The 20,850-nt window shown below is 41.5% G+C and carries 19 protein-coding genes; 12 read left to right on the top strand and 7 right to left on the bottom strand.

Features of this window, described 5'->3' with window-relative positions:
• Complete coding sequence (locus ABJF57_RS14645) at window positions 1-2,382, top strand: bifunctional UDP-N-acetylmuramoyl-tripeptide:D-alanyl-D-alanine ligase/alanine racemase (RefSeq protein WP_462230378.1); 2,382 nt, start codon at window positions 1-3, stop codon at window positions 2,380-2,382.
• On the opposite strand, the gene ABJF57_RS14640 is transcribed toward ABJF57_RS14645, so the two are convergent.
• A complete protein-coding gene (locus tag ABJF57_RS14640) occupies window positions 2,383-2,511 on the bottom strand; it encodes a hypothetical protein (protein WP_462230376.1) in 129 nt (42 codons plus the stop codon).
• Window positions 2,512-2,574: 63 nt separating this feature from the next.
• Between ABJF57_RS14640 and ABJF57_RS14635 the strand changes: the two genes are divergently transcribed.
• Both ABJF57_RS14635 and purE read left to right on the top strand, forming a co-directional pair.
• Complete coding sequence (locus ABJF57_RS14635; RefSeq protein WP_462230374.1) at window positions 2,575-3,717, top strand: 5-(carboxyamino)imidazole ribonucleotide synthase; 1,143 nt, start codon at window positions 2,575-2,577, stop codon at window positions 3,715-3,717.
• Complete coding sequence (gene purE / locus ABJF57_RS14630) at window positions 3,717-4,208, top strand: 5-(carboxyamino)imidazole ribonucleotide mutase (RefSeq protein ID WP_462230372.1); 492 nt, start codon at window positions 3,717-3,719, stop codon at window positions 4,206-4,208. The genes ABJF57_RS14635 and purE overlap by 1 nt, the downstream gene beginning before the upstream one ends.
• Here the strand turns inward: purE and ABJF57_RS14625 are convergent, their stop codons facing one another.
• The 4 genes from ABJF57_RS14625 to ABJF57_RS14610 form a co-directional block, all read right to left on the bottom strand.
• Entirely contained in the window at window positions 4,209-5,186 is a 978-nt protein-coding gene (locus tag ABJF57_RS14625) for a TerC family protein (protein ID WP_462230370.1), read from the bottom strand. It lies immediately after the preceding gene.
• A gap of 96 nt (window positions 5,187-5,282) precedes the next feature.
• Window positions 5,283-6,761, bottom strand: coding sequence for a sodium:proton antiporter (locus ABJF57_RS14620; RefSeq protein WP_462230368.1), 1,479 nt, complete (start codon window positions 6,759-6,761; stop codon window positions 5,283-5,285).
• A gap of 62 nt (window positions 6,762-6,823) precedes the next feature.
• Window positions 6,824-8,056: a Glu/Leu/Phe/Val dehydrogenase dimerization domain-containing protein gene (locus ABJF57_RS14615; protein WP_462230366.1), complete on the bottom strand. Its 1,233-nt coding sequence runs from the start codon at window positions 8,054-8,056 to the stop codon at window positions 6,824-6,826.
• 37 nt (window positions 8,057-8,093) lie between these two features.
• Window positions 8,094-9,152, bottom strand: coding sequence for an anhydro-N-acetylmuramic acid kinase (locus ABJF57_RS14610; RefSeq protein WP_462230364.1), 1,059 nt, complete (start codon window positions 9,150-9,152; stop codon window positions 8,094-8,096).
• Here ABJF57_RS14610 and ABJF57_RS14605 point away from each other — a divergent pair.
• The 8 genes from ABJF57_RS14605 to ABJF57_RS14570 all read left to right on the top strand — a co-directional run bounded on the left by ABJF57_RS14605 (window position 9,151) and on the right by ABJF57_RS14570 (window position 16,112).
• Window positions 9,151-9,864, top strand: coding sequence for a type III pantothenate kinase (locus tag ABJF57_RS14605; protein ID WP_462230362.1), 714 nt, complete (start codon window positions 9,151-9,153; stop codon window positions 9,862-9,864). The two genes, ABJF57_RS14610 and ABJF57_RS14605, sit on opposite strands and share 2 nt — an antisense overlap.
• A gap of 94 nt (window positions 9,865-9,958) precedes the next feature.
• A complete protein-coding gene (locus tag ABJF57_RS14600) occupies window positions 9,959-11,203 on the top strand; it encodes a hypothetical protein (protein WP_462230360.1) in 1,245 nt (414 codons plus the stop codon).
• A 13-nt stretch (window positions 11,204-11,216) separates the two neighbouring features.
• Window positions 11,217-12,539 carry a tetratricopeptide repeat protein gene (locus ABJF57_RS14595; RefSeq protein ID WP_462230358.1) on the top strand — a complete coding sequence of 441 codons (1,323 nt, stop codon included), beginning with the start codon at window positions 11,217-11,219 and terminating at the stop codon, window positions 12,537-12,539.
• Window positions 12,517-13,155 (top strand): LPS export ABC transporter periplasmic protein LptC, encoded by a 639-nt coding sequence (lptC, locus tag ABJF57_RS14590; protein WP_462230356.1) that lies wholly within the window; start codon window positions 12,517-12,519, stop codon window positions 13,153-13,155. Before ABJF57_RS14595 ends, lptC begins: the two co-directional genes overlap by 23 nt.
• Window positions 13,156-13,157: 2 nt before the next feature.
• Entirely contained in the window at window positions 13,158-13,376 is a 219-nt protein-coding gene (locus tag ABJF57_RS14585) for a hypothetical protein (protein WP_462230354.1), read from the top strand.
• Window positions 13,369-14,652, top strand: coding sequence for a hemolysin family protein (locus tag ABJF57_RS14580; protein ID WP_462230352.1), 1,284 nt, complete (start codon window positions 13,369-13,371; stop codon window positions 14,650-14,652). The genes ABJF57_RS14585 and ABJF57_RS14580 overlap by 8 nt, the downstream gene beginning before the upstream one ends.
• A 33-nt stretch (window positions 14,653-14,685) precedes the next feature.
• Entirely contained in the window at window positions 14,686-15,660 is a 975-nt protein-coding gene (locus ABJF57_RS14575; protein ID WP_462230350.1) for a 1-acyl-sn-glycerol-3-phosphate acyltransferase, read from the top strand.
• A complete protein-coding gene (locus tag ABJF57_RS14570; RefSeq protein ID WP_462230348.1) occupies window positions 15,657-16,112 on the top strand; it encodes a GNAT family N-acetyltransferase in 456 nt (151 codons plus the stop codon). Before ABJF57_RS14575 ends, ABJF57_RS14570 begins: the two co-directional genes overlap by 4 nt.
• Here ABJF57_RS14570 and ABJF57_RS14565 read toward each other — a convergent pair.
• Together ABJF57_RS14565 and ABJF57_RS14560 are read right to left on the bottom strand one after the other, a co-directional pair.
• Complete coding sequence (locus ABJF57_RS14565) at window positions 16,109-16,957, bottom strand: toxin-antitoxin system YwqK family antitoxin (RefSeq protein WP_462230346.1); 849 nt, start codon at window positions 16,955-16,957, stop codon at window positions 16,109-16,111. The genes ABJF57_RS14570 and ABJF57_RS14565 overlap by 4 nt on opposite strands.
• Window positions 16,958-16,972: 15 nt before the next feature.
• Window positions 16,973-19,540: a M14 family metallopeptidase gene (locus ABJF57_RS14560; RefSeq protein ID WP_462230344.1), complete on the bottom strand. Its 2,568-nt coding sequence runs from the start codon at window positions 19,538-19,540 to the stop codon at window positions 16,973-16,975.
• Window positions 19,541-19,675: 135 nt separating this feature from the next.
• Here ABJF57_RS14560 and ABJF57_RS14555 point away from each other — a divergent pair, with 135 nt between their 5' ends.
• Entirely contained in the window at window positions 19,676-20,803 is a 1,128-nt protein-coding gene (locus ABJF57_RS14555) for an AraC family transcriptional regulator (protein WP_462230342.1), read from the top strand.
• Window positions 20,804-20,850 lie beyond the last annotated feature (47 nt).

Genomic DNA, 20,850 nt, shown 5'->3' with positions numbered 1-20,850 from the left:
ATGCTTTTCTCACAGCTCCAGAAAATTGTCGGTGGTGATCTTTTTTTAAAAGAGGACACAGAAGTCAATCGTTTTTCTGTTGATTCCCGAACACTAACTGGTAACTCTGGACAAGTTTTCATAGCCATTAAGGGTAAGAAAGACGGTCATGACTTTTTAAAAGAGGCAAAAGCGAAAGGCGTTCGAAATTTTATTTTGAATCGTCGGGTAGACATTGTTGATGGAAATGTTCTTGTAGTTGAGGATACTTTAAATGCCTTTCACAGCATCGCTAAAAATCATCGGGAGAAAACACATGTGCCTGTCATTGGCATTACAGGCAGCAATGGCAAAACAACCGTGAAAGAATGGCTCTCAACGATCCTTTCCGAGCGATTTTATGTGGTTAAAAGCCCAAAGAGCTATAACTCTCAAATTGGTGTTCCTCTTTCATTGCTGGAGTTTCGCGAGAGCCATGAGGTTGGTGTTTTTGAGGCAGGAATTTCCAAAAGAGGAGAAATGGAGAAGCTTCAAAGAATGATTCAGCCCACCTTAGGAATTTTTACCAATTTGGGAGAGGCGCATGATGATGGTTTTGAATCTTCTTTACGAAAGCTAAAAGAAAAGCTTCGGCTATTTGGCGATTCTGATAAGGTTATATGCAGAGACGAAGCGACGTATATCTCGGAGCTTCGCGAAGTGATTGGAAACAAGGTGATTACATGGGGCAGCGAAAGTGCTGTATATCAGGTAAAATGGAATAGCAGTACAATTTGCGTGAATGATTATTCTTTTGAGTCTGCTTTCGAAAGTAAAACACAGCTGGAAAACCTCACACATTGCATAGTATGTGCCTTAGAACTTGGACTTTCACCAGAGCAAATTCAGAAGGGTGTTAAGTTGGTGGAGGGAGTGCCCATGAGACTGGAACTGAAAAAAGGAATCAACGGGAGTTACATTTTAGATGATTCTTATAACAATGATGAAGCAGGTATTCGTGTGGCTCTGGACTATCTGGAGACTCACAAGCAGAATGAAAAACGGACACTTATTTTATCGGACATTATCCACTCTGGAAAATCAGACAAGCATCTATATCAAAACATTTCCGAAATCCTTAGAGAAAGAAACATTTCACGACTTATCGGTGTTGGGCCTAGAATTTCAGCCAATTCAGAAGCCTTCTCTACCCCAGCTTTGTTTTTCAATAGTACAGAAGACTTATTAGCTAACCTGCCATTATTTCAAGAGGAAATGGTAATCATAAAAGGAGCACGAAATTTCGAATTGGAACGTGTAGTGCATCGACTGCAAGAGAAAAGCCATGGTACCGTATTGGAGGTGAACTTTGAAGCATTGCAGCATAACCTAAATCAATATCGAAACTTGTTGCAGCCGGACACTCGATTGATGGTAATGGTGAAGGCGAATGCCTATGGAACAGGTCTACTGGAGGTTGCAAACTTCTTGCAACATCAGCAGGTAGATATGCTGGGAGTTGCGTATGTAGATGAGGCTATTCAGCTCAGAAAGAACGGAATCACCATGCCGATCTTAATCATGAACCCATATATCGAGAGCTTCGAGCAATTTGAGAGGTTTGATTTGGTGGCGGAGGTATTCAGTTTGACTCATTTTAATCGGATGTTGAGAGATACTCATGAGCATCCTAAAATTCATTTAAAAATTGATACAGGGATGCACCGCCTGGGATTTCACCCAGAGGAATTAGATGAGTTGATCCATGTTTTAAAGTCGAATCCAGGAGTTCATTTGGAAGGAATTTTCACTCATTTTTCAAGTTCAGATGCGTCAAAAGAAGATGTCTTTACCACTGGACAAGCTAAAATCTTTGAGGAGGCTTACGAAAAACTAGTTGCAGCACTGGGATATCGACCGATTAAGCATGCATGCAACTCTCCAGGAATGGTGAGGTGGCCACAATACCATTTTGATATGGTAAGGCTTGGTATCGGTCTCCACGGATTTGACCCGGCCGATAAGCTCGAGCTAAGGCACGCAAGCACTTTAAAGACAATCGTTTCTCAAATTCAACATGTAAAATCTGGAGAAACAGTAGGGTATTCACGAAAAGGAAGACTAGCTAAGGACAGTGAAATAGCGATCATTCCTATCGGATATGAAGATGGATATTTACGCATTTTCGGAAACGGTATAGGTAGCGTAAGCATAAGAGGTAAACTATGTCCTACCATTGGAAATATCTGCATGGATATGGCAATGATAGATGTAACAGGCGTTGGAGTAAAAGAAGGTGATCCTGTGACAGTATTTGGAGTAAATCCCAGTATACAGGACCTTGCAGAATGGGCTAATACAATACCTTATGAGATACTGACCAATGTAAGCAACAGAGTAAAGCGAGTGTTTGTGTCAGAATGATTAGCCGCCACACCCAAGCAATCTTTTAAAATCAATAGCTGGAAAGCCAACACGTTCTTCTTCTTGGTTTTCTTCCTTATCCAATTCTTCTTTTCCTTTCTTCTTTGCTGTTTTTTCTTTCTTAGCCATTTCTTTAAATATACGTCATCAATATTTCGAACACGGATGGTCTGACTGGATTATCTTTGTCGCATGCCTTCAAAAGACATTACAGACCTAAAGATCGGCGTTCTGGGGGGCGGTCAACTTGGCCGCATGATGATACAGTCCGCTATTAGTTATAACCTGGATATTTCAATTTTAGATCCTGACGAAAATGCACCCTGTGCCCATCTGGTAAAAGACTTTACAGTAGGTAAGCTAACCGACGATCAAGTGGTCTATGAATGGGGAAAAGACTTTGATCTCATTACCATTGAAATAGAAAATGTAAGTGTCTCTGCTCTACAAAAACTTCAAAAAGATGGCGTAAGTGTCTTTCCTCAACCTGAAATCATCGAGCTTATACAAGATAAGAGGAAGCAAAAGACTTTTTATAAAGCCAACCGAATTTCAACATCCAACTTTGTTTTGACAGAGGGCGCTGCTGATGTTGCAAAAAACAAAGAGATGCTTCCTGCGGTAAATAAACTCGGTACTGAAGGGTATGATGGGAGAGGAGTCCAAATGATAAGGACGGAAGCGGATTTAGGCAAAGCCTTTGATAAGCCGGGACTATTAGAAGAGCTTGTCGATTTTGAGAAAGAACTCAGTGTCGTTGTTGCTAGAAACCAACGCGGAGAGATAGATTGTTTCCCTGTGGTAGAACTTTCATATCACCCTGAACAGAACCTTGTTGAGTTTCTTTTTGCGCCAGCGCAGATTTCAGCGGAATCAGAAAAGAAAGCCTATGACCTTGCGAAGGATGTAATCGAGAAGCTAGACATGGTGGGTCTCCTGGCAGTAGAAATGTTCTTGACCAAGGATGGAGAAGTTTTGATCAATGAGGTAGCGCCAAGAACACACAATTCAGGTCATCACACCATTGAAGCCAATAGAACCTCTCAGTTTGAACAACACCTTCGAGCAATTTTGAATATGCCCCTTGGGTCTACAGAGCTGATTTCCCCAGCTGCAATGGTCAATCTTTTAGGTGAAGATGGGTTTACCGGGAATGCGCTGTATGAGGGTATGGAAGCGTGCATGGCCATGAAAGGGGTTTATGTGCACCTTTACGGGAAGAAACTAACAAAGCCGTTCAGAAAAATGGGGCATGTGACGATCACAGATGATTCGGTGGAATCATTGAAAAAGAATGCGCGAACAGTAAAAGAAACATTAAAAGTAAAAGCATAATGGCAGCACTACGAGTTGGAATAATTATGGGGAGCAAATCGGACCTTCCGGTAATGCAACATGCAGCAGATATTTTGGACGAATTAGGGGTATCCTATGAGCTTACCATTGTCTCCGCGCATCGAACGCCACATCGAATGCTAGAGTACGCAGAAGGAGCCAGGGATAAAGGTCTTCAAGTGATAATTGCCGGAGCTGGAGGTGCAGCCCACCTTCCAGGGATGGTGGCTTCACTTACAACACTCCCAGTCATAGGAGTACCTGTAAAGTCCAGCAACTCAATTGATGGATGGGATTCAATCTTATCTATTTTGCAGATGCCTGGTGGAATTCCCGTTGCAACGGTAGCTCTCGATGGCGCGAAAAATGCAGGCATACTCGCAGCTGAGATTGTAGGCGTTACGGACAGCAAAGTTGCCGATAGTCTCCAAAAATATAAAGACAGCTTGAGAGACAAGGTGATGGAAAGCGTGAGAAGTATCGAGAAATAATTACTCGACAGACTCTTCCTCTATGACTTCTGGTTCCTCATCTTTTGGGAACATGAGTGAAAGCACGATAGCCAGTACTAAGGCTCCAATAATGATGCTGAAAGACAAGTAAATAGGTATGTGAACATCCAAGATTTCTGCAAGCATCTTGGCGCCTATGAATATCAGAACTATTGATAGACCTTTTTGTAGTAAATAGAACTTATCTAGCACATTGGCTAGCAAGAAGAACATGGCTCTGAGCCCCATTACCGCAAAAATATTTGAAGTATAAATCACAAACTCATTCTGAGTGATGGCAAAGGCCGCTGGGATAGAATCTACCGCGAAAATCAGGTCTGTTGATTCAATAAGAATGATTACCAGAAAGAGCGGCGTAAAGAGGAGTTTCCCATTTTCTCGAATCCAAAACTTACCACCCTTGTCTGTTGAGCTCATTGGCAATACTTTCTTAGCAGCCTTCAGCAGCGGATTCTTTTCAGGCTCAATCTCCATATCGTCTTCATCACTGAAGAGCTTAATTCCTGAGTACACAAGGAACACGCCAAATATGTACAGAATCCAATGGAACTCGGAGATAAGCAATGCTCCAACAAAGATGAAAACTGCCCGAAAAACGATAGCTCCCAATATGCCCCAGAAAAGGACATTGTGATAATATTCTTCTTTTACCTTGAAGTATCGGAGGATGAGCAATATCACAAAAATATTGTCTACTGAGAGCGCTTTCTCAGTCACATAAGCTGAGAAAAACTCAAGAGTTGCCGCTGGGCCCTCCCCGTAGAAATAGATTAGGGTACCATATCCTACTGAGACCAATACCCAGAAAATGGATTGTTGGAGTGCTTCTTTTTGAGATACCTTCTGATGCTTCTTATGGAATACACCAAGATCTACTATTAGAAACAGGACAATAATCACTCCGAACACTCCAAAGAGTATTCCTTCATTTTGTCCTCCAAATATGTTTAGCAGCATTAGGCGATTATTAACGAATCAGGGTGGTTCAAATTAATTAATTAAGCGCAAATAAAGAAAAATTTATCCGATATAGGTTTATTAACTGCTTGAATCTTAGTGACCCATGAAGAATAGCAGCCAAATAATAATGAGAACCGGCAGAAGAATGGGAATGGAAAATTTGATAATGTATGAAAAGAACGATGGCATTTTGATTCCAACTTGCTCTGCAATCGATTTCACCATGAAGTTTGGTCCATTGCCAATGTAGGTAAATGCACCAAAAAATACAGCTCCCAATGAGATGGCCATCAGGTCTAATAAAGAGTCTTTGTATTCATTATTAGCAAATGCGATCACCTCTTGCATCTTGTTTACATCGGCGCCCACACTCGCCATGGAGGCTGTTAGGAAATTCACGTAGGTAGGAGCATTGTCTAGAAAGCCACTCAGTATGCCGGTACCCCAATAGAGTGTACTAGGACGGATAAGCTTCTCTCCTTGGGGTGATTGAGCAAATTCGCTTACCAACTCCAATGCAGGCATCATTGTAAAGAATATTCCAATAAAGAGGAAGGCGACTTCACGTATTGGTTCAAAACTAAATTCATTACCCTGCATCGCCTGTAAATCGGAAAATTGGTACGAACCAAAAGCAGCTAGTAGCATGATGATTTCTCTGAGATAGGAAAATTTTTGACCTCCGTATTCGATCCCCGGCACCCATTCAAAAACATTCGGATCTAGAAAAACCGCAGCTACCACGATAGCGAGCCAAATAAAATTTCTTTTCCCCTTAAGCGATATGGATCCAGTTGGGGGCTCCTCTTCCTCTTCTTCACCACGCATGAGTGCATAGTTGGTTTTGTTTCGGATGTCGAAGAGGTAAAAAAGTGCCAATAACAGGATACACGCGATGGCCCAGGGTACTAAATTATGAACCACTGTCCACTGAAACGGGATGCCTTTCAAAAATCCCAAGAACAACGGAGGGTCTCCAATGGGTGTCAAAGATCCACCCACATTGCTCACGATAAAAATGAAAAAAACGATGTGGTAAGGCTTGATTCGATTTTTGTTGAGTCGGATAAATGGACGAATGAGAAGCATTGAAGCCCCGGTGGTGCCGATGATGTTGGCTATCACCGCTCCAATGGCTAGTATAAATAAGTTGGTAAGCGGCTTTGCATCTTTGTCTACGACAATCAAAATACCCCCCGAGGCTACAAACAATCCAGTAAGCAATGCAATAAACTGAATATACTCTGCAGCAGAATGCACCGGACTGTGCTGATTATGAAGAAAGAACAGATAGTAGGTGCAGACTAAGAAAGCCAAAATGATTGATATGACGGGATAACTTTTGTGCCAAAAATGAGGATAGAAGAGTGGGCCTGTTGCAATCATGACCAATAAGAGGACGAAAGGAAAAACGCTCCACATGGCAGGTTTCTCAGATTCATGTCCCTCTTCTGAGACATCATGATCCAGTGTTTGGTGTGTCTCTTGTTGCTCCTGCATAGGGGTATCGCTGGCATGAGCCACGACGATTACAGTCATTAATAAAATGGCAACAAGAATTCTACCGATCATTAGGCGACACTGATTTATACTAAAGATATCATTAGCTTAGACAAAAACAAATCTACTTGCTATCAAACAAGCTTATTTAATGAAATAGTAAAAGCAGTTTCGGCAAGATTTACACGCGTATTGTTTTTTGCATAAACGGCCTGTAAGGCATCCCCAATCGTTTTTGAGCAGTCATTGAAAATGTCTGAGTCTGTAAGAACATCATCATTGTCAGGATCCATTAAAAATGCAAAAGTTCTCGCCATTCCGCAGTTGGCGATAAAATCCGGTAGAAGAGCTACTTGCTTATCGACATACTCTGCGATTGGTCCGTAAAATATTTCTTGATCGCTGAAAGGCACATTTGCCCCACATGATACCGTTTCTAGTCCATTGCCAATCATCGATTCGGCCTGGTCTTTTGAAACCAGCCTTGATGCTGCCGCAGGGATAAAGATCTCAGCACCCATCGCCCATATTTCGTTATTAATTTTATCAAAAGGAATCAGATTGTCAGCAACTAGTTTGTTACCTTCTTTATCATGGAAGAGTTTCTTTATCTCATCCAATGTGAATCCATCCGGATTCATCAGTCCGCCCACTCGATCAATGATTCCAACAACTTTGACACCATATTTGGCGAGGTAAAGTGCAGCTGTGGAGCCAACATTGCCCCAACCTTGGATGATGGCTTTTTTCTCGCCAATATTTCCTCCCCAAATTTGATAATAATGGCGGACTGCCTCTGCCACTCCATATCCTGTGATCATGTCGGCAACTACATATTTTTTAGGAGAATCTGGGATGTATTCTTGATCTTCAAGCACTTTTGACACACCTTGTCTCAGTCGTCCAAGCATGTGAATTTTTTTTGGTTTTCTTGGATTGAAATGCCCATTCACAATGCCCTCTTGTGGATGCCAAAGTCCAAAATCTTCAGTGATAGGGATCACTTCATGGATTTCATCAACATTTAAGTCACCACCCGTTCCGTAGTAGTTTTTGAGCAGCGGATATACTGCGTGATACCATCGTTTTAGCACACCCTCTTTTCGGGGATCGTTTGGATCAAAGTTTATTCCTGATTTTGCACCACCTATTTGAGGGCCTGAAACGGTGAATTTTATCTCCATAGTTTTGGCTAGCGACTCAACTTCTCTCTTGTCTAAGCCAACTCTCATTCGTGTTCCACCTCCGGCAGCTCCCCCTCGAAGGGAATTGATTACTACCCACCCCTTGGCATCTGTTTCGGAATCTGACCATTCGAAAACGATTTCCGGAGTTTTATCTTCAAATTTTTTAAGGAGTTCTTTCATCTGCGTGCTTATATTTTTGAGGGCGCAAATCTAATCATTAAGGAAGATGAATCACACCCGAAGAAATGTCTTTGCTCGATCCGGTCACTGATGAGTGCGTGTTTATTTCATTTTTCAATCGCTTAAGGGCTAAAAAAGCAAATACCAACGCCTCTTTGAAGGAGACCATTTTTTCATCAGGAACGCTGACAGTCCAACCCTTCAATTTGTCCTTTATAAGGTCTATTAAATATACATTGAAGGCTCCACCACCAGTAATAAGCAGCTGAGAATTGATTGAGTCGGGCAGCTCTTTTTGAATTTGCTCACTAATTATCTTGCTGTATGTATGAAGTCCATCGAGAGGGTCCACACCCTTGAGGATCGTCTCATCAATGAAATTATTAGCCAGAGACTTGGGTGCCATTTGGCTGAAGTAATCAAGTGATACTATTTTATCGTAGAAATTTTCATCAAAGCTACCAGCCCTTGCACCTAAGCCATCCCTATCATAAGGCTGACCTATTTTTTCAGCAAAAAAATTCAACACTTGATTGCATGGACAGATATCCCAGGCTGTTTTCTTTTGCTTAAGGGAAATATTTGCTATTCCGCCCAGGTTGAGGCAGGCATCATACCCTTTGAAAAGGAGAAAATCTCCAATTGGTACAAGCGGTGCACCTTGACCACCATTTTTTACATCTTCAGAGCGAAAGTCAGTTACTGTAGGGATTCCAGTAGCCTTTGCAATGGAGCCACCATTTCCCAGTTGCCAGCTCACCTTTTTTTGGGGATCATGCACCACAGTATGTCCATGCACACCTAAAAGGTCTATTGAAAGAATATCATGTTTGAAATCATTGATGGACTGTGCAATCCATTCACCAAATGCGATGTCTAATCTACTTTGAGCATCGATGTTTTGCGTCGGTGATTGCTTGAGCAAGTCATAAAATTTGTTTGAGTACTCAACGGTCTCACATTTTAATAGCTGGTAAGTCCATCCTTCGTCTTTTTTTTCAAAAACAGCGTGAGCAAGATCCAGTCCATCCATAGAGGAGCCTGCCATAGCCCCAATGACAGAATAAGATGTTTTGTCTTTCCTTTGCGAAACCATGAGTGAAAAGTTAGAAGTAATATTGGTGGATATTGGTAATAGTGCCATTAAAACTACGGAAGTGATTGATGGTGACTTTAAGAATATCCAGACATGGAGAAATTTAGTGGAAATGCTTGCCAAATATCATGATTCTCCAATGATGGTGTCCTCGGTAAAAAGAATGGAAAACGAAACACTGGAGAAGTATGATGCTAAAATCTTGACGCATCGAACCCGACTGCCAATTACTTTGAATTATGAAACACCTGAGACACTTGGTTCGGATAGAATAGCCGCCGCTGTTGGTGCCTGCGAACTTTTCCCAGAGAAAGATAACCTGGTAGTGGATTTGGGTACGTGTATGACGATTGACTTGATAGATCGTGCAGGGGTGTTCCAAGGTGGGGTTATTTCACCGGGACTACCTATGCGAATGAAGGCAATGGCCGATTATACCGATCAGCTACCGGATATTTCGGAAGAATGGAAAGAGCTCAAAGGAGAACAACTAGGAAAAACAACGAAAGAATGTCTTTTTAGTGGAGCAGTCTGGGGTATTTTGCATGAAATAAATGGCGTTTTCCAGACACTAGAGCAGGATTTCACAAGTCTTAACATGATATTGACAGGAGGAGACGCTCATTTTTTTGAATCCAAACTAAAAGCTCACATCTTTGCTGGCTCAAAAATTGTGCAGAAGGGTCTATACCGAATTTGGAAGTACCAATAAAAGTTTAAGAGAAGACTGGTGACTAAATGGAGAGTAATCAGCCTTTTATTAAAAAAGAATCTTCCATTTGGCCGTTGAAAAGTTGGAAACACACATGAAAAGGACATTAACAGGAATTGCCTGTTTCTTTATTTTAGGATATTACTCCCAAGCCCAATCAGTTTACTCGTTTCAAGGGTTGGGAAGCCTGAATCACCAAGGCATGCCAAACAACATTGCCATGGGAGAGGTGGGTATTGGCTCACCTACTTTATGGCACATCAATACGCAAAACCCAGCCAACTTAGTATATAACACATTCAGCACCTTTCAGGTAGGTCTTGAGGTCGATCATAGAAATTTTGAAGGTGAAGATTTATCAGGGTCGGGGACAGATGGAGGATTAAGGTTTCTGGGTTATGCTTTTCCAATCATGCCCGGTAAATGGTCATCATCGTTTGGAATTTTACCGTACAGCTCTGTTAGTTACAACACTTTTTCTGAAGGAGAAATTCCAGGCACCAATGGAGATGTATCACAGATCTCCGATAACAAAGGAGAAGGGGGGCTAACCAATTTTTTCTGGGCACATGGATTAAAGATTAAAAAGAAACTATTAGTCGGAGTAAGAGCCACTTATACTTTTGGATCGATAGAAAAGACTTCTACTATATCTGTGGGAGGTGTAGATGTTCCTTTGAGTAACGTGTCTTATAGGGAATTAGAATCGTATTCAGATTTGAATTTTTTGTTTGGGCTTGGATACGCACACAAACTCTCAGACGATGTGATGTTGAATTTTGGGGCAACCTTTTCTCCAAAAAGCCCAATGAACGGCCAGTCTGAACTTTCATTGAATCGCTTGTCCAATTCAGGAAGAGAACTGGAAAATATAGATATAGGGACAGAAAATATCCGTTTCGATTTGCCTTCCACGATTGGTTTTGGCATGTCGTATGAAAAGTTAAATCAGTACAAATTGGGATTTGATATCGAATCACATCAGTGGTCGAGTGCGGGAAGCGATCTGGAAGAGTACAACAATTCCTTCAAATTTGCGCTGGGTTTTGAGTGGGTTCCGGATTACGATAATGTGAATAGTTACTTTAAGCGAGCCAAGTATTTTGCGGGGTTCAACTATCAGAAACTCCCATATATCGTAAATAATCAGGCGCTTATTGATTTTGGTATTAATTTTGGTGCCTCTTTACCAGTGAGTGGGTATTCCAGTTTGGACTTAGCCTTTAAATGGGGCCAACTTGGAGAATCTACAAACGGATTAATTAAGGAAACCTATTTTAAGGTTGTTTTAGGAGCAACCGTTAATGATAGATGGTTTATAAAACGAAAGTATGACTAGCAAAAAGTGAGTTATGAAGACAATTACTAAAATACTCGGAGCAGCTTTTTTTCTGTCGCTCGCAATAGGAGCAAACGCTCAGGATGGATGGAACTGGGGCGATCAGGTCGATGTGGCAAAGGAAAAAAATGTACTTTATACGGACGCTTACAAAGCAAAAAACTATGAGGGTGCAATAGAGCCGCTAAGTTGGTTGTTGGAGAACACACCCGACCTAAATCCTTCGATATATCAACACGGAGCGAAGATTTATCAGGAGCTAGCTAAAAACAAGGAGATAGATGCCCCTACGAAAGAAGAGTATATCCAAAAAGGACTTGGCCTCTTCGATAAAAGAATCGAATACTTCCCAAAAGATAAAGCCGACATTCTGGATAGAAAATCCATCTATGCATACGGCTTTTACAGTAAGGATAAGGAAAAATACCCCTACCTGTATGAGTTATACTCAGAAGCATTTGAGCTTAAGGGAGAAAATATGAATTCCGGAAATTTAGTTGCATACATGAATGTAGTATACAAGTATAGATTTGCAGGAGGAGAGCTAGGCGATGAGCAAGTAATTGAGATTTACTCTGCGATATCTGATGCGTTGGAAGTGCAAAAAAGCCGAGTTTCTGGTGATAAGAAGAAGAGGTTTGATAAAATGACTGGGAATGTCGACAAACTTTTGACAGCTACTGGAGTTGAGATTAGTTGCACATTCGTTGAGGAAAAACTAGGTCCAAAACTGGATGAAGGCAATGACCTTAATATGGCCAAGAAAATTTTCGGCCTGATGCTTAAGGGGAAATGTCTTGATAGTCCTTTGGCATTGAAAGCGGCGGGAATTGTACAAGATAATGAACCTACTTTTGGTGTCGCTAAATTTATGGCTCAGAAAAACGGTCAGGATGGAAACGATGCAAGAGCCATTGAACTTTTCAAAGAAGCTGCGAATCTAACTGATGACAACACGGAGAAAGCTGAGATGTATATAAATGTTGCGCGTATTCAATCTAAGAACGGGCAAAAATCAACAGCAAGAAACAGTGCGAGAAGAGCACTTTCATTCGATCCTTCTCACAAACCTGCCTACAAGCTGATTGGAGACCTGTACATGGGAAGTTTTGATGATTGCAAGAAAGAGCAAAGTCAAGTACAAGACCGAGCCATTTTTATTGCAGCATATAATGAATATAGAAAAGCTGGAAACAGCGCTGCTATGGCATCTGCAAAAGCTCAGTTTCCTTCCATTGAAGATATTTTCAATGAAGGCAAAGAAGAGGGTCAGTCACTTACTATTGGATGTTGGATTAACGTAACCGTATCCCTTGAGCGAAGACCAGCCAATTAATATTAAGCCAGAAAAAAAGATATCTGCGGCCTGGAAGGTAATTCCGGGCCGCTTTTTGATTTTAGGCATCTGGCTTCTCGTGCTAGCATGCAACCAGCGAAAAGATTTAATCGATCAGCCGCTTTATGAGGGACCGCTCTCATCTATGGATAGCGCCATTACCCAAATGAGCGACTCAGGTGTGGTGGTGATGCGCCTTGAGACCGCTGTTCAGAACAACTTTGAGAACGGAGATAGAGAATGGCCAGACGGATTTTACATTCAATGGTTCAATAGCAGAGGGAAGCTTACCAGCTATTTTTCGGCAAAATATGTCTATTTCACAAAGTCAGAAAACCTGTATAGAGCAGAGGGTAATGTTATTGTGAAGAGTTTTGCAAAGAATGATGAATTGAATACCGAGCAGCTTTTTTGGGACCAATCGGAAGAAAGTTTCTATACAGACAAATTTGTCACAATCAACTCTGGAGATGAAGTACATACCGGTGAAGGAATGGAGTCTAATCAGGATTTTACCGAGTATCGCATCTTAAAGCCGAATGGAACGTTTACTTTGGAAGATGATCCTAGCAGGCCTGGAAAACGCGATATTGCACTCCCCACCACAGAGCATTAGTCATGAAGCTGTTTGACATCATTCTCTTTGTTCTCGTCTTCTGTACCTTCATAATCGGAATAGATCAGGCGGTTGTTGTAGGTTTTGCTGAGTCCTACTGGATTTTTATGTTTAGCATCGTACTCCTATTTTTATACGGATATAGAAAAGGTCAGCGCAAGGCGGCCGAAAAGAAGATGATGAAATCCTCTCAAAATAAAAAGAAACGAAAGCATGGATGATCCACTCCCCTATTTGATCATACTACTCTGTTTGTTCTTTTCAGCGTTTTTTTCCGGGATGGAGATCGCATTCGTTTCTGCAGATAAGCTTCATATAGAAGTTTTAAAGAAAAAAGGAAATTTTGCCGGACGCATCCTAGCACTTTTCACGGGAAATCAATCCCAGTTTTTAGCAACGATGCTCGTTGGAAACAACATTGCCCTGGTGCTATACGGGATTTATATGGCTGGTTTATTGGAACCAGTTGTACTCACGCTTCTTCCCGCTGCGGTTGCAACAGATGTTTTGGTTTTGATCATTCAGTCCATTATTTCAACAGCCATTGTCCTGTTGACAGCAGAGTTTCTCCCGAAAAGCCTTTTTCTGATCAATCCTGATTTCTCCATAAGACTGTTTGCGATCCCAATGGGTCTGGTCTACGTGTTGATGTATCCGGTTGTTTTTTTGGTAGTGAAGCTCTCTGCTCTATTCATTTGGATGTTTGGGTATCGTCTTTCAGACGAAAAGCCTGTATTCGGACTGACGGATCTCAATAATTACATCAAGAATAACATCCTGAACATTAAAGAGGAAGAGGAGGCAGAAATAGATGCTAAAATCTTCAACAATGCGATCGAGTTTAAAACCATAAAGGTTCGAGAGTGTATGATTCCCCGAACGGAGATTAGTGCCGTAGATGTCAATGACTCCATTGAAGAGCTGAAAGAAAATTTTGTAGAAAGCGGCCATTCGAAAATTCTTGTCTACAAAGAGTCAATAGATGAGGTAATTGGTTATTGTCATGTGCTGGAACTTTTCAAAAAACCTGAAGATATCAAATCGATCTTGACCGAAATCCCAATTGTTCCGGAAACGATGCTTGCCAATGAACTTCTGATTCAATTCATTACTGACAGGAAGAGTCTGGCATTGGTTGTAGACGAATACGGAGGTACCTCAGGACTGGTGAGTATTGAAGATGTCATGGAGGAGATTTTTGGAGAGATCAGAGACGAGCATGATGATGAGTACCTCACCGAACAACAACTTGATGAACGCAACTTTATCTTTAGCGCCAGGCACGAAATAGATTACCTCAATGATCGATATGAACTGGCGCTTCCTGAAGGAGAGTATGACACACTTGGAGGAATGATTTTCGACTATCATGAAGATATTCCAGAAGTCAATGAGGTCATTGAAATAGCTCCGTTTATTATCACGATTTTCACGATGGAAGAGAACAGAATAGACAAGGTGAAGCTGACACGCCTCAATACAGAAGAGCTTGTGTAAATGAAAGCTTTCTATTCATGCTTCAAGATTTTAATGAAGCTGGCGCTTCGATCTTATTTTCATAAGATCAAAATTGAAGGCGACGAAAACGTTCCTAAAAACACTCCTCTTATTGTAACTCCAAACCACCAGAATGCTTTTCTGGATGCTTTGCTAGTTGGGGCTTTCATTCCTATCCATCTGCATTACCTTACCCGACAAGATGTATTTACCAGTTGGAGCAGGCCACTTCTTCGCTTGATGAATATGATTCCGATCTATCGAATCAGAGATGGTTATTCCAAATTGTCGTTGAATGAATCAATTTTTGAAAGTTGTCGCGATCTTTTTCACAAAAATGGATCTGTTTTAATTTTTGCTGAAGGAAATCATGGCCCGCACCATTACTTACGCCCGTTGACCAAAGGGGCAGCCCGCTTGGCTTTGCAATCTCAAAAGGAACTGGATAAAGGGTTAATGGTCTTGCCCGTTGGTCTAAACTATTTTGATCATCAGGCGTCAAAGTCTACCGTGCTGATAAACTTTGGTCAACCTATCGCTGTAAGTGATTATCTACAAAGATATGAAGACAATCAGGCCAAAGGATTGATAACTATGAGAGATGCAATAAGTGAGGGGATGAAATCCACCTTGGTTATTCCGGAGGAGACCATTGATCATGAGACAAGAGCTAAGGTGATCTTTCAACAAAAGCATGAAAACTTCACCTTTCAAGAATTGAAAAGGATCGATCCAGCATCTGTTTCTCATGAAAAACCAGTGAATGAAAGGAAGCATTTATTGGCCTGGATTCTAAACCCTGTTCCATTACTTCTAATAAGATATGTCTTGAGAGGTATTGCAGATGGGGTATTCCACTCATCATTAAAATTTGGAATTGGGCTCTTTGCTTTCCCTATTTGGTGGCTGCTCGTTTTTTTCGTTTTCTTCTTTACTGTTGGAATTAAAATAGCAATACTTGCTGTTATAGTAATGGTCTTCGGCTTGTACTATAGTTATCAAAGATGATTGAAATTGTCAACTACCAACCCCAGTATGCCCCAGCTTTTAGAGAGCTAAACAAAGCATGGATTGATCAGTATTTTGTCATGGAAGACTCGGATCGTAAGATGTTGGACGATCCTCAGGGATATATTCTTGACAGAGGAGGTGCCATCATCATAGCACTCAAGGATAAAACCCCTGTTGGAACATGTGCCTTGATTAAAAAGGAAGATGGCGTCTATGAACTTGCGAAGATGGCTGTTTCACTAGAAGCACAAGGACAGAAAATAGGCTGGAAAGTGGGTTTGGCCACAATTGAGAAAGCCAGAGAACTCGGTGCGGATACCATTTATTTAGAAACCAATAGTGTGCTGAAGCCGGCGATTTCTCTTTATTACAAGTTGGGGTTTATGGAAATTGATGGATACGACTCGCCGTATTCCAGGTGCAATTTGCAAATGCAAATGAAGCTTTAGTTTCTTCCTTTCAAAAATTTAGCTCGATCATAAATGAGCGTGCCTTTGCTGTCCCACTCACGTGCGATGTATGGATTAAATTGAAAATCGAATGGATCCTTTGGGTAGATGACTTCTCTCTTCACTCGTCCACCATCGTAATATTCTCGCCATGTTTCTACTTTATGTCCAAACCGATAGTTGCCTCTCACTGCTAAGGAGCCATCTTCGTGAAATGCCCAATACTCGCCATCCATTTCTCCGTAGTGCACAGGTATTACTTCTCTCAGTTTTGTTTTTTTGAAATCATAATACGCAAGTTTTGATTCTTGCGGCCACCCTTTCCACCAGTAGGTTTTGTCTTGAAGAATGTCATGCCGATTGAAACGTACCCAACGCCTGTGTTTCATTCCCCTGTAATACCAACCTTGCTCCAACACCAGGTCTCCAAGCATTTTTTTGTAAGGACCATGCAGGACTCCTGCGTTCTTCTTATCTACCCGTAGGTTGTTCATTATTTTCTTTTTCTTGTAATCATACCAATAGAAATCCGAAGCGTACTCAGGAGGATCTTCATATTCTTTTAGTACGTTGAAGATTTCAAAAATCACATCGTTGCCACGAACAGTTCGCGCATAAGCCTTGCGCGTTTTGGTACCAAAATAGACATTTCGCTTTACCTTCTTTTTCTTTTGTTTGACAGGCCCGATGACATCACCTTCCTCATCCTGGGCCAGGTCAAGGGTTAATGGCGTATCATAGTCTACCCGGAATAAATCTTCGAGAGACTCACCTTCTTGAGCAAATGCAGAAAGCCCCATAAAAATGAGGCTAACTGTTAATATTGATTTTACCTGAATTCCCATCCAGCAGTTGTTTTTTTATTCGCCAGCTCCCCGACTGATTCCTTCTCCAAAAAACAACGCATTCATGAAGATTTTATTGGTTCCATACCAAAATGCCCTGAAATTTGGATTATCAGCCAAGGTAATCACTTTTCCTCTACCAACATTGGAAACCGTTACTGCAGGAGAATTTTTGAATTTTTCCAAGTTCTCCTCCGACACATATCCGGAGAGTAATGGACTGGCTGTATAAACGAATGGATTGGCGTAAGCATTCTTCGACTTTTCCATTGCTAGATTGTGGTTTCTGAAAAGAGGCATTCGGTCACTTTCCATACCATAGGCTAGCGGGTGTGTCAAATCAACCCGTGCTTCAAAGATGGAACCACCGGTCACTTGAGCCCCACGCTCTGCACTCAGATCTGCATATGTTTTAAAAGTGTCTTTTTCCTCTTTGTCATCGTTGCTTCTAGAAGCATACTTAACACGCGTAATCTCTGAATCCGCCAACCATTTACCTCCGTTTTTCCAAGCGATAATCAGCCCTCCTTGAGAAATCCACTCTTTAAGATTTTCTTTTTGAGAGTCGCTTACTGAGCCTAAATATGCATTAGGTATAATGATGCGATTGTATCTGGAAAGATCTCTGCCTAACCGATCTACCGGAAGTAAGGTTACTTTCATCTGATAGCGCTGATCCAGCAAATGCCAAACCTCTCCAGCTTCATTGCTGCTTACGCCACCTTCTACAAGCACAGCTACCTTTGGCTCCTCCATGGTTGTATGACTTCTACTACCAAGATCTATTCCAGACTTGGCTAGTCCCGTGTTGAGGGCATAGACATTTACTGCGTCTTCTTTCACAATTTGATCAATGATCTGCTCGATCCATGCACGTTTGTTTTCCTGAATTCCTACTGGGATGATCATTGTTCCTCTTGGGTAGGTGCGAGTGCCATCGCTGTGCGTCTGGTTCAGCATTTGAACAACTACCTTTTTGCTAAGTAGCCTGTTGATCGCACGGAAAGCCAAGTAACCATAGGGTTCTATGGCATAGGCGTAAGCGCCTTTGCTCCCAATCAACTCAGCTGTCGGCATTTCTGGAAATTCGATCTTTTTACCCATCAAGCCAGTACTCAAATCTTTGCTGCCCAATTCTGCATATGGAAGGTTGAAAGCAAGTGGCATAGTCCAAGTAGAGACATCATAAAAGAGGCTGTCATTGAAAGAGGTTCGTGTCTCAAATATGGCTTTTGCTAAGCGATACTGTGGCTGGTTCATGGGAACCACATAGGCGCTATTGGCTTCAAATGATTTTCCGCTTTTACTTATGTTTTTAGCTAGTGGGTATACTTCAATTTGATGTTGTACTAACATCTTTGCGAGTTCGTAATTTTTGATCGGATCTTTTGCCGATCCAAACAAGTACGCTTTCACAGCATCTCTAGAAGCTAAGTTTGATGCACTCTGGTAAAACTCTTTTTGATAATCTAAAAACTCTTCTCTATGCGCTATACCAGAAGCCATTGTGGAAAGAGTAGTGGTAAAGTGATTTCTGACTGCCATTGGGAACGTCAATATTCCATAATCATTTTCTTGTGCATGCCCTCTGGAGCTGGCCTGCTCAAACAGGATGCCAACGCTACCATTTACATCTGGATAGGTAGAGCCTTTACCAATGTAGAAGTCGTCAAAACTCTCCTCACTGTAGTATAAAGAGCCAATTTGGTCCAAATATTTGGCGTGGAATGCTGCCATTTTATGTGTAAGATCTACGTTCTTATCCGGTGTCCAAGGAAATTTTCTCGAAGGAATCCCCGGCTGAAAGAAGTAAGTAGAGTTTGTGCCCATCTCATGGTGATCAGTGAGGATATTGGGCTTCCATTCATGGAAGCGTGCGATACGCGCTCTGGATTCAGGATGTGCTAGTGGCAGCCAATCCCTATTAAGATCAAACCAATAATGATTGGTTCTTCCACCTGGCCATGCTTCGCCATATTCTCTGTCGTTAGGGTCTGGATTAATCACGTGTGAACGATGCATATTTACCCATGTGGAGAATCTATGGAGTCCATCCGGATTATATGAAGGATCTAGAATGATGATGGAATTTTCAAGAAGTTCATCCATTTCTGATCCAGTTGCAGCAGCTAGGTAGTATGCTGTTAGAAGGGAAGCGTTTGATCCACTAGCCTCATTTCCATGAATGGAATATCCTAACCACATTACAATTGGCATGTCTTGTGTATTCATGGATCCAGAGACAGAAGGGTCTGTTAACTTTTTATGATCTGCTTTTATTTGATCCAAATTAGCAAGGTTGGCAGGAGTGGAAACTGTAAGTTGGACCAGTGGCCGGCCTTCATAGGTTCTTCCGGTCTCCTGCATGACCATGCGGTCTGAGGCTTCAGAAACTTCTCGCATGTAATAAAGTAATTGGTCATGACTAACATGCCATTCGCCAGGATGATACCCAAGCACTTCTTTCGGGGTTGGAATGTCGGGGTTGTATGAAACACCAGATGGCAGATAGTACGTCATGTCTACCTGTGCGAAGGCGACAAATGATAAAAGAGTTAAAAGTAGGGTGAGATTCTTTTTCATGCTTTTTCGTCAAATTTTAAGGTGACTAAACTAACCAAATGGATAAGTAGAAAAAAGGAAGGTTTGATGGGTGGTAATTGGATCATAAAAATGAATCATGCTTCTGAGAAAAATGTGATTCGTTAACTTAAAGGCATGCCTCAAGCCTTAGACATTTGGAGTATACTCATAATTGTGAGCATTGCGCACAGTTTGTTTGTAGTCAATCTGATCATTGCAAAGAAGAATCATAAGACTTCTGAAGGAAAATGGTTGATAGGTTTGATGATGGCTCTCCTTTGGCTACAGGCTGAATTCCTTGCAATACGCTGGCCATATGATGTTGGCTTGATGGTATTCTATGGAACGCGATTCGGTTCCTGGATGATCTTTGGGCCACTTTTCTTTGGATATATTTTAGCGGTAACTGGAAGGAGACCCACTAAAGCCTATTGGATTTGGTTTTTGCCATTTATTGTATTTGCGCTATTAGTCCCTATCATTTTTCAAGACCTTCTCAGCTACCGTCAAGTACATTATGGCATGCTGACTCCTTTTGATAAGCGTCCTGACGAAATCAACTGGATTCAGTATACCTATTCGTTCATTTTTATTTTTCAGTTTCTGTACCTACTCTATTTCCTTGTGCGCTCTCGCAAGACGATCATTGAGTATAGACGACAGCTGGAGAAAACTCAATCTACTATTCATGAAGAGAGTATTCGCTGGTTGCGAATTATGTGGCTCGGGCTTGTTTTTATATGGGGATTTGCAATGGCATTTCTGATACTGTTTTTTTATACGGAGATCTATCGCCGGCACATGGACTATTTGTATGTGCTTCCATCGTCCATATTGATTTATCTGGTTTCTTATAAACTAGCGGGTGTGAAGTGGGAACGTCCCGTTGAGACACATAAGTATGAAAAGAGCGGACTAAAACCAGCAGAGGCAGAAAAGTACAAGGGCCAAATTCACCAGGTAATTTTGGAACAGCAATTGTACTTGGTAAAGGGACTCAAGCTTCAGGATGTAGCAGATAGACTCGAGATCAATGCCCATCAGCTGTCACAGCTAATCAATCAATATTTGAAAACGACTTTCTTTGATTTGATCAACACCTATCGGGTGAATGAGGCTAAGAAAAGGATTCTGGATAATCCAGAATATACACTCTTGCAGATTGCCTTTGACTCGGGCTTTAATAACAAAACCTCTTTTGTAAACGCTTTCAAGAAATTCGAAGGAACGACCCCCTCCAGATACATGAAAAATAGTGCGTAATTCGGCAATCCCTATTGGAATTGTCGAACCGGATTGATTCTTCCGCT

Origin of the sequence: Ekhidna sp. (assembly GCF_039940915.1) — a bacterium.
Classification (GTDB): domain Bacteria; phylum Bacteroidota; class Bacteroidia; order Cytophagales; family Cyclobacteriaceae; genus Ekhidna.
This window is presented reverse-complemented; position numbering and strand designations above follow the sequence as displayed.